The organism is Microcystis sp. LE18-22.4A (assembly GCF_027531105.1).
Classification (GTDB): Bacteria; Cyanobacteriota; Cyanobacteriia; order Cyanobacteriales; family Microcystaceae; genus Microcystis; species Microcystis aeruginosa.
Window position 1 is genome coordinate 38814 of record NZ_JAPZRB010000032.1, and the last position, 8358, is coordinate 47171.

Annotated in this window: 9 protein-coding genes; 8 read left to right on the forward strand and 1 reads right to left on the reverse strand. The window is 43.0% G+C overall.

Annotated features, from left to right (window positions below; translation table 11 throughout):
• Positions 1 to 371: 371 nt before the first annotated feature.
• The 3 genes from gcvH to O9295_RS01545 all read left to right on the forward strand — a co-directional run bounded on the left by gcvH (position 372) and on the right by O9295_RS01545 (position 2920).
• Entirely contained in the window at positions 372 to 767 is a 396-nt protein-coding gene (gene gcvH / locus O9295_RS01535) for a glycine cleavage system protein GcvH (RefSeq protein ID WP_002798072.1), read from the forward strand.
• Positions 768 to 926: 159 nt separating this feature from the next.
• A complete protein-coding gene (moeB, locus tag O9295_RS01540; protein WP_288031146.1) occupies positions 927 to 2099 on the forward strand; it encodes a molybdopterin-synthase adenylyltransferase MoeB in 1173 nt (390 codons plus the stop codon).
• A gap of 233 nt (positions 2100 to 2332) precedes the next feature.
• The gene (locus O9295_RS01545) at positions 2333 to 2920 is read left to right on the forward strand and encodes a hypothetical protein (protein ID WP_002736844.1); all 588 of its coding nucleotides are present in this window, start codon (positions 2333 to 2335) and stop codon (positions 2918 to 2920) included.
• Positions 2921 to 2988: 68 nt separating this feature from the next.
• Here the strand turns inward: O9295_RS01545 and O9295_RS01550 are convergent, their stop codons facing one another.
• Positions 2989 to 3363 carry a CU044_2847 family protein gene (locus O9295_RS01550; RefSeq protein ID WP_002758883.1) on the reverse strand — a complete coding sequence of 125 codons (375 nt, stop codon included), beginning with the start codon at positions 3361 to 3363 and terminating at the stop codon, positions 2989 to 2991.
• Between the two features lie 165 nt (positions 3364 to 3528).
• On the opposite strand from O9295_RS01550, the gene O9295_RS01555 reads away from it, so the two are divergent.
• The 5 genes from O9295_RS01555 to O9295_RS01570 all read left to right on the forward strand — a co-directional run bounded on the left by O9295_RS01555 (position 3529) and on the right by O9295_RS01570 (position 8222).
• Positions 3529 to 6771, forward strand: coding sequence for an nSTAND1 domain-containing NTPase (locus O9295_RS01555; RefSeq protein WP_288031151.1), 3243 nt, complete (start codon positions 3529 to 3531; stop codon positions 6769 to 6771).
• A 188-nt stretch (positions 6772 to 6959) separates the two neighbouring features.
• Positions 6960 to 7151, forward strand: a complete 192-nt coding sequence (locus O9295_RS27655; protein WP_465246295.1) for a DUF6888 family protein — start codon at positions 6960 to 6962, stop codon at positions 7149 to 7151.
• Entirely contained in the window at positions 7135 to 7338 is a 204-nt protein-coding gene (locus O9295_RS01560; RefSeq protein WP_002758886.1) for a DUF6887 family protein, read from the forward strand. The genes O9295_RS27655 and O9295_RS01560 overlap by 17 nt, the downstream gene beginning before the upstream one ends.
• A 144-nt stretch (positions 7339 to 7482) precedes the next feature.
• The gene (locus O9295_RS01565; protein WP_002758888.1) at positions 7483 to 7899 is read left to right on the forward strand and encodes an element excision factor XisH family protein; all 417 of its coding nucleotides are present in this window, start codon (positions 7483 to 7485) and stop codon (positions 7897 to 7899) included.
• Entirely contained in the window at positions 7887 to 8222 is a 336-nt protein-coding gene (locus O9295_RS01570; protein ID WP_288031153.1) for a XisI protein, read from the forward strand. The genes O9295_RS01565 and O9295_RS01570 overlap by 13 nt, the downstream gene beginning before the upstream one ends.
• Positions 8223 to 8358: the final 136 nt, after the last annotated feature.

Consider the following 8358-nt stretch of genomic DNA (forward strand, 5'->3'; position numbering starts at 1 on the left):
TCTAAACCAATTTTAGCTGTTTAATCAGGGTTCGATCGGTGTAATTAATTTTGTCTAGGTAGGGTTGGCTGAATAAATCTAAAAACTTGGTTGGATAAGGTTTTCAGACTTTTTTTCCCTCAAAAAGTGCCGACCATTGGAGTGATGGGGGGAAAATTTTAGGGACTTTTTCCCTGAAAATTAGGTAATTGACCTCCTCAAAATCGGTAAAACCCTACACCCCACACCCCACACCCCACACCCTGCCACCAGGAAAAACTTTTTCACCAAACCCTAGGCAGCGATCGGCAATAAAACAGCCCTAGCCGATGAACATTTTCCCCAAGAGATCTAGTAAACTAACTGATGCTGTAAATATTTAGAGACAGACGATGGAACTGGAATATCCCGAGGATTTGAGATACCTAGAAACCCACGAATACGTCAGACTCGAAGGTGAAATCGCTACCTTGGGAATTAGTGCTTTTGCCGTCGATCAATTGGGTGATATCGTGTTTCTAGAATTGCCCGAATTGGGAGAGGCACTGAAAGTGGGTAGTAGTTTCGGCACGATCGAATCGGTAAAAGCGGTAGAAGATCTTTATCCTCCCGTCTCGGGAACCGTAGTTGATCGCAATCAAGCGATGATTGACTCCCCCGAATTAATTGCCGATGATCCCCACGGGGAGGGTTGGTTATTAAAAGTGCGGGTAGAAAATCCCGATACTGCCTTGGCTGATACCCTCTCCGCTAGTGAATACCGCACCCAAGTAGCAGGGGAAAGTTAACTAATATTAACAACACGGAGCCAGACCCTCACACTATCATAAGCATAGAAAGAATTAAAAATCCAGGAAGCGATCGAGTCTTCCTGATTTTTGTCTCTAAACCGTGCTGAGACGAAATTCTAGCCCGAATCGAGTGAGGTTTCACTATTTACCTAATCTATGCTAAATCCTAATCTCGCGGCGATCGAACTTTCCAAAGAGGAGGTTCAACGCTACTCTCGACACATTATTCTGCCCGAAGTGGGCTTAGAAGGTCAAAAAAAACTAAAAGCCGCCAGTGTTCTCTGCATCGGCACCGGGGGACTCGGTTCCCCGCTTTTACTCTATCTAGCGGCGGCTGGCATCGGTAGAATCGGTATTGTTGACTTCGATATCGTCGATAGTTCCAATCTGCAACGTCAAATTATTCACGGCACTTCTTGGGTAGGTAAACCGAAAATTGTTTCCGCTAAGGACAGAATTCTAGAAATTAACCCCTACTGTCAGGTGGATTTGTACGAAACCCGCATAAGTTCCGAAAATGCCCTTGACATTTTAGCCCCCTATGATGTAGTCATCGACGGGACGGATAATTTCCCCACCCGTTATCTGACTAATGATGCTTGTGTTCTTCTCGACAAACCCAACGTTTATGGCTCAATTTTCCGCTTTGAAGGACAGGCAACCGTTTTTAACTACCAAGGCGGTCCCAACTACCGCGATCTCTATCCCGAACCGCCACCACCGGGTATGGTTCCCTCCTGTGCGGAAGGCGGTGTTTTAGGGGTTTTACCCGGAGTAATCGGCACAATTCAAGCCACAGAAGCCATTAAAATTATCCTCGGCGCACCGGATACCCTCAGTGGTCGTTTACTGCTTTACAATGCTTGGGAAATGAAATTCCGTGAGTTAAAATTGCGCCCGAATCCCATCCGTCCCGTCATTGAAAAATTAATTGATTACGAACAATTCTGCGGTATCCCGCAAGCGAAAGCACAAGAAGCGGCAGCACAGCAAAAAATGACAGAAATGACCGTAGTAGAGTTAAAAGCACTAATTGACAGCAATGCCAATGATTACATTCTCATCGATGTGCGTAATCCCAACGAGTACCAAATCGCTAATATCCCCAACTCGGTGTTAATTCCCCTACCCGATATCGAAAATGGTGCGGCAATTCCCAAAATTAAGGAATTAGTCAACGGTTATCGTCTCATCGCCCATTGTAAGATGGGGGGACGTTCCGCTAAAGCCCTCGCTATCCTCAAAGAGGCAGGTATCGAAGGAATTAACGTCAAAGGTGGTATCAGCGCCTGGAGTCGCGAAGTCGATTCCACTGTACCAGAATACTAATTTTGGCCCTGGGGTTTTGGGGTTTTGGGGTGTTAGGGTTTTGGGGTATTAGTTGAATTTCCCCATTCCCTATCCCCCCATCTCCCTAGGGTTGATTCAAGGTAGGGTTGATTCATGAATCAACCCTACCCCATTCCCCATCCCCCCATCTCCCCTTCTCTGTGTTTCCTGTTCTCTCTGAATCTGTTAAGATCAAGGCCAGTTAGCCTTAAAATCCTCGGTGTGAGCGAACGATGAAAAACCATATTAAAAAAATTGCTAGTTGGAGCGCAATCGCTACTATTTCCCTTGGCTTAGTAGAAATGAACCGAACAGCGATCGCATTTGGCAATAATAATCAATTTAGTGCCTGTATCAGTCAGATTGTCCGCACGGGAGTCAGTCCCCAAGATGCCGCCACCGCTTGTTCAGAAGCATTAATTCCTAAAGAATTATCCCGCTGTGTGGTAATGATTAAATCCAAAACCCCGATCGATGGTAATCTGGCTCTGCAAGCTTGTTTTCAAGTGCGTCGTCCCATCGACCTAGGTCACTGTGTGGTCGATATCCATCGCGCTGCCCCCTTATTTGCCGCTAATTCCCTCAAACAAACGGAAACAGAAACAGCCAAGGAACCCGATAAATTAGGGATTTCTAAACAGGTTTTAGATTCCTGTCGTCAAAGTTTATTACCCGGTCGCTTTTCCGAGTGCGTTATCGCTGTCAGTCGTGGTGTGGACAAAAATAACCCCTCCCAAGCTTTACAAACCTGTTTAAGTGCCGAGGATTTCCCCAGAGATCTATTCCCCAGTTATCCCCAAAATCAAGACCAGAGACTTTAATCAAGATTATTTGGCTCTCTTATTTTGGTAATATACGGAAGAACCAGAAAACGTTAAATATTGAACCATCAATCAGACGAGTTCGGCGGCTTAGGAAAGGTACACTTAACCGTAATATTTAAATTACTTTTAGCGGTTCCTTTAGTAATATAAGGGATTCCTACCTCACCGCCGATTTCCACACCAAATTGTAAAGTGACTTCCTCAATGTTGGCAATGGCTAAATTGCGAAAAGCGTTTAAAGTGTAAGTAGTGTAAGTACGAATTGTATCTTCAATTGTCTGAAAATTCTGTAAAATTTGCTGTTTATCTGGTACATTAATTACCCCTTTAGCAACTCTTCCCTCGGTTCTTACCGTCTCGGCAGGAATTTCTAGGTCATCGGTGGACTCTATATAAATCAGAGTGTTTTCGTCAATTTGGATTGGAGTTAGTCGAGTCATAAATAATGCAGAAATTGAAAATTAACTTTTTTCTTAACTATTTCTTGGCTCTCCCGTACTTGTGATGATAAGAAAAGGTCATCTAAGGGAGGGCCTATGCTTTCCTTGCAGTTTACCAAAAAATAACCTAACATAAAAAACATTTCTATCCCTTGCTGACTGTCTATGGCTCGCTACGCCCTCATCATCGGCATTAACGATTACGATTTCCTGCCATCTTTGAGCAAACCGGCGCAAGATGCGGAAGCTGTTGCTCAATTCTTGGAGAATACCAAGACATTTGAGAATGTAGAACGCCTACCCAATCGCTGGATTGCCGCAGAAAAACGCTTCGAAGTTGTTTCAGGAAAGGTAACGGGGAATGAAGTCTTGCAAGCCTTAAAGAAAATCTTATCGGAAGAGCAGACCAAAAATCAAGAAGTCTTGATCTACTTTTCAGGACACGGGTTTCGCCTGATCAATCGCATCGGTGACGGGGAAGCCTATCTCGCCACCTCCGATAGCCAACCCGACGGCAAAAATGCCATTTCTTTAGACCGAGAACTCAATCCTTTATTACGGCGTTCTAGTTTGAGTAATCTGGTGGTAATGCTAGACTGTTGCCATGCGGGGGCGTTATTGCCCGAAAATCCGGAATTAAATCGCAGCCTCTCAGCATTTAAGGAGAAGCAAGATTACTACCTAATCGCCGCCTGTCGGTCACAACAGGTGGCTTGGGAAGATGAGGAATACAGTTTGTTCACCGCCGCTTTACTGAAGGGATTGTCCCAAAAAGAGGCGGACCCAGAAACGGGAGAAATTAGTGCCGATCGCCTGTTTGATTTTGTTTCGCGGGAATTGCGCGGGGAGGGTCAAGAACCGATTCGCATGGGAGTTGGGCGATCGCTAATTCTGGTCAAATATGGGGCGCAACCTCAAGTTAAAGAGGTGAAACCGTTACTAGATGAGAAGGGAGAATTGCGCTGTCCCTATCAAGGATTGCTGGCGTTTACTAAGAAAGAACGCCCATTTTTCTTCGGACGCAAGCGAGTAGTGGAAGACATCAAATCTAAGCTAGATCGGCTAAATTTTGTCCCTCTGATTGGTGCTTCTGGAAGTGGTAAATCTTCGGTAGTTCTGGCGGGATTGATACCCTGGTTGGAAGAATTAGGATGGCAAATTCTCGAACCGATCAAGCCTGGATTTAAGCCGTTGACAAAGTTAGAAAGCCTACTGTTATCCTATTTTCCAGATTGCGAAAAATTGCTGGATGAATGTATCAATAATCCAGCCAGCGAAGGCTTAAAACCGCTATTAGAGCTTTTTCCCCGCAAACACAAATTCTTGCTGGTGGTGGATCAGTTTGAGGAATTATTCACTTTTGCTCTAGCGGAACAGCGCGATCGCTTTATTGAATTGATTACTCAAGTTGCCACAATTCCAGACTCTCCCCTAGCAGTTGTTGCTACCATGAGGGCGGATTTCATTGAACCCTGTTTGCGTTACGATGGGCTGCGACAACTGATTCAAAATAACGCCGAATACCTGCCAGATCTAAGGGGATTAGATTTGCTAGAAGCTATCACGGAACCAGCCAAACTGCAAGGCTATGAAGTTACTAATGATTTACTCAATAAAATCCTTGAAGATATTAAACAAGAACCAGGATTTTTGCCTTTATTAGAGTTTGCTTTAACCCAGCTTTGGCAGAGGCGAGATGAAGCAAACCATCGGCTGACTTTAGATGCTTATGAGGCGATAGGTGGTATAGTCGGAGCGTTAAATTGTCAAGCTGATAAAGTCTATCAATACAAGGATTATGAAAAAGACTCACCGCAGCAGGAGCGAACAGAAACAGAAAAAGCTTTAATCAAGCGAATTTTCTTGAATCTTCTGCAAATAGGAGATGGGGAAAAAGATACCAGATTGCGTCAACCGAAAGCCTTTATCTTGTCTCTAGCTGGAGATAATCAAGAAGGACAAAAAGTTTTAAAAGAACTGATTGAAGGTAAACAAGGATTAGTAAAAGGTCGTCTTTTAGTGACGGGAAAAACTGAACGAGAAGAAGAAGCTTGGGTAGATTTGGCACATGAAGCTTTAATTGAAAAGTGGGACAACCTGAATCTGTGGCGAACCGAAACTCGCAAGGGTAGAGAATTAGCCAAACAGGTGGATAAAGATGCCAAAGACTGGCAAAAAAATAACAGATCTCAGTATTATTTGTGGTCGGGTGACAAGTTAGCAGATGCAGAGAAAATTCTGCAAGAATATCAAGACACGGTGGAGACTACGCAATTGGCTAAAGATTTTCTCGAAGCTAGTAGCCAGCAAGAATTATATAATTACCTCCGCAGTTCAGACATTGATAATTTAGAGCGAGAGACATTAGAAAAAGAAGCAACTAACAAATCATTTTTAAGCCGAGAAAAGTTGAGAAATTTACTCGAAAATGAGAAGGAAAAAGCACAGATAAGGCTGTCAGCTTCCTGGTTACTGAAGCAGTGGGGAGAGGAGGTTCCTATCTGGACAGCAAAGGTTGATAAACAAGGAAATATTGAACTCTCAATTATCGCAGAAAACGATCTACCAGCCACAGTAATCGAAGAGTTAGAAAGTGGAATAAACCTAGAAATGGTGAAAATTTCTGGTGGTGAGTTTTGGATGGGTTCGCCGGAGCGAGAAGACGGATCATATCCAGATGAGCGCCCGCCACACAGGGTCACGATTTCTCCCTTTCTGATGGGCAAATATCCGATAACGCAGGCGCAGTGGCGAGCAGTAGCTTCTTTGCCTAAAATTGAACGGGATCTTAACCCAGACCCCTCAACCTATAAAGGGGATAATCGCCGACCAGTGGAATGTATTAGTTGGTACGAGGCAGTGGAATTCTGTAAGAGACTATCACTCTGGTCACGGGAAAAAGGAAAAGGCTATCAATACCGTTTACCCAGTGAGGCAGAGTGGGAATACGCCTGTCGTGCAGTTATCAGTTATCAGTCATCAGTTATCAGTGAAGAATCAATTCAAAATCCGATTTATCCGCCCTATCATTTTGGGTGCAACATTGACCCGGCTTTGGCAAATTACGGTCAAACCGCTCGTGCAAGGACGACGGCCGTAGGCAGGTTTCAAATCGTGAATGCCTTTGGACTTTATGATATGCACGGGAACGTTTGGGAATGGTGTCTAGATCCTTGGCACGATAACTATAAAGACGCGCCCAATGATGGTCGGGCATGGGATAAGGGAGAAGAAGAATTGTGTCCTGATGTGTTGTTAAAAAGGAAATATGTAGTACGTGGCGGCTCTTGGGGCGACGGTCCCAGGAGTTGTCGTTCTGCGTATCGCGGCGACTGCGATTACCTCAGCGACTTCGACGGGCTGCGGGTAGTTGCGTCGTCGAGGACGGTTTATTCAGTGAACAGTTAACAGTTATTGCTTGTGCCAATGCTCTGGCTTAGTATATAACATCTAGCGAGCAGACTACCTGAATAATTAGCGAGCAGGATGCTCGCATTCCCTTAAATCTAAGGCACTAAATTAGCTGTTTCAATCCAGTATTATGCTATACTTATTACAGGTATAAACTCGTAAATTGGAGGAAAAAGCCATCAATAATGATACCCACTCCCGAACAGATGCTTACTTGCATTAGAATGTGTCAAACCCTGTCTAACTTCTATACCGATATTCATCTATTTCGGTATGATGAAAAAAGAAAGGAGATTTATATACTAGCAGGTGAAACTCTTAGCTTTATCATATTAACTAACGGAAATGTGGAGTTTGAAGATGAATCATCAACCTGATTTTTACCAAATGTCTCGCCCAGAATTAAGAAAATATGTCCTCTCCCATCGAGAAGATGATGAAGCCTTAAGAATTTATATGGATAGAATGCGAACTGAATCAGGTGTAACTAGATTTACCCTTACTCCTAGTCAAGAAGACATGAAGAAATTAGAAGAATTTCTCAAGGCAAAAATGGATAAATAAAATCAATTTAACTTGCTTGTATCAAGGTTCTGCCTTAATGTATGCTTCAGGTAGAACCTGGGAACGAGATGAAAAAGACGAATCACCGATTCTTCAAAATTCCCAAAATCGCTGCATCTCTAATAATCATCAGTTATAATAAAAATGCCAGCAAAAGATATTTATCATGATACCGTGAGAACTGCCTTAGACAAAGATGGCTGGACAATTACCCATGACCCCCTAATTATTCGCTGGGGAAAAAGAGATTTATATATTGACTTAGGAGCAGAAAAAATTATTGCCGCCGAAAAAGACAATCAAAAAATTGCCATTGAAATTAAAAGTTTTGTTGGCAAATCATCTATCGATGACTTAGAAAAAGCATTAGGACAATATATTTTATACTATGATTTATTGACAAAACTAAAATCTGAAAGAACTTTATATTTAGCAATTCATCAACAAGCTTTTGCCGATATTTTTGAAGATCCTATTGGTCAAGTTTTATTAGACAACAAACGATTAAAATTATTAATTTTTGACGAAATTGAGGAGGTTATTTTAAGATGGATAGGTTAGAAAATATGAGAAAAATTATTATTGAATCTCTCCGTTATTATGCAAACTTGCGCTATGCTACTGGAGAGGTAAACCGCCTCCTCATTATTGACAAAGACTCTGATAACTATCTAATTCTCTTAGAAGGTTGGGATAACCGAGAAAGAGTACATGGCTGTTTACTGCATTTACAAATTATTAATGGTAAAATCTGGATACAACGAGACGGAACCGAAGACGGTATTGCCACTGATTTATTAGCCGCCGGTATTCCTAAAGAGCAAATTGTCCTTGCCTTTAAACCCGAACATATTCGACCCTATACTGAATTTGCTGTAAATTGACATCCTCGCCGCCGTAAAACGGACGGCGATTCCCAAACCTCACGATTTAGGTTTCTGCTTCTTTCCCTTGCGGGGTTCCGCACCTGCCTTAACAGATTTACTCTGTTCTGGTCTTATGGTCGCTCTACAGACTGAC

Coding starts and splice junctions, on each gene's coding strand:
- O9295_RS01565 (WP_002758888.1), top strand. CDS start 7,483: ATGCCAGCAAAAGATATTTATCATGATACCGTGAGAACTGCCTTAGAC.
- O9295_RS01555 (WP_288031151.1), top strand. CDS start 3,529: ATGGCTCGCTACGCCCTCATCATCGGCATTAACGATTACGATTTCCTG.
- O9295_RS27655 (WP_465246295.1), top strand. CDS start 6,960: ATGATACCCACTCCCGAACAGATGCTTACTTGCATTAGAATGTGTCAA.
- O9295_RS01545 (WP_002736844.1), top strand. CDS start 2,333: ATGAAAAACCATATTAAAAAAATTGCTAGTTGGAGCGCAATCGCTACT.
- O9295_RS01570 (WP_288031153.1), top strand. CDS start 7,887: ATGGATAGGTTAGAAAATATGAGAAAAATTATTATTGAATCTCTCCGT.
- moeB (WP_288031146.1), top strand. CDS start 927: ATGCTAAATCCTAATCTCGCGGCGATCGAACTTTCCAAAGAGGAGGTT.
- O9295_RS01550 (WP_002758883.1), bottom strand. CDS start 3,363: ATGACTCGACTAACTCCAATCCAAATTGACGAAAACACTCTGATTTAT.
- gcvH (WP_002798072.1), top strand. CDS start 372: ATGGAACTGGAATATCCCGAGGATTTGAGATACCTAGAAACCCACGAA.
- O9295_RS01560 (WP_002758886.1), top strand. CDS start 7,135: ATGAATCATCAACCTGATTTTTACCAAATGTCTCGCCCAGAATTAAGA.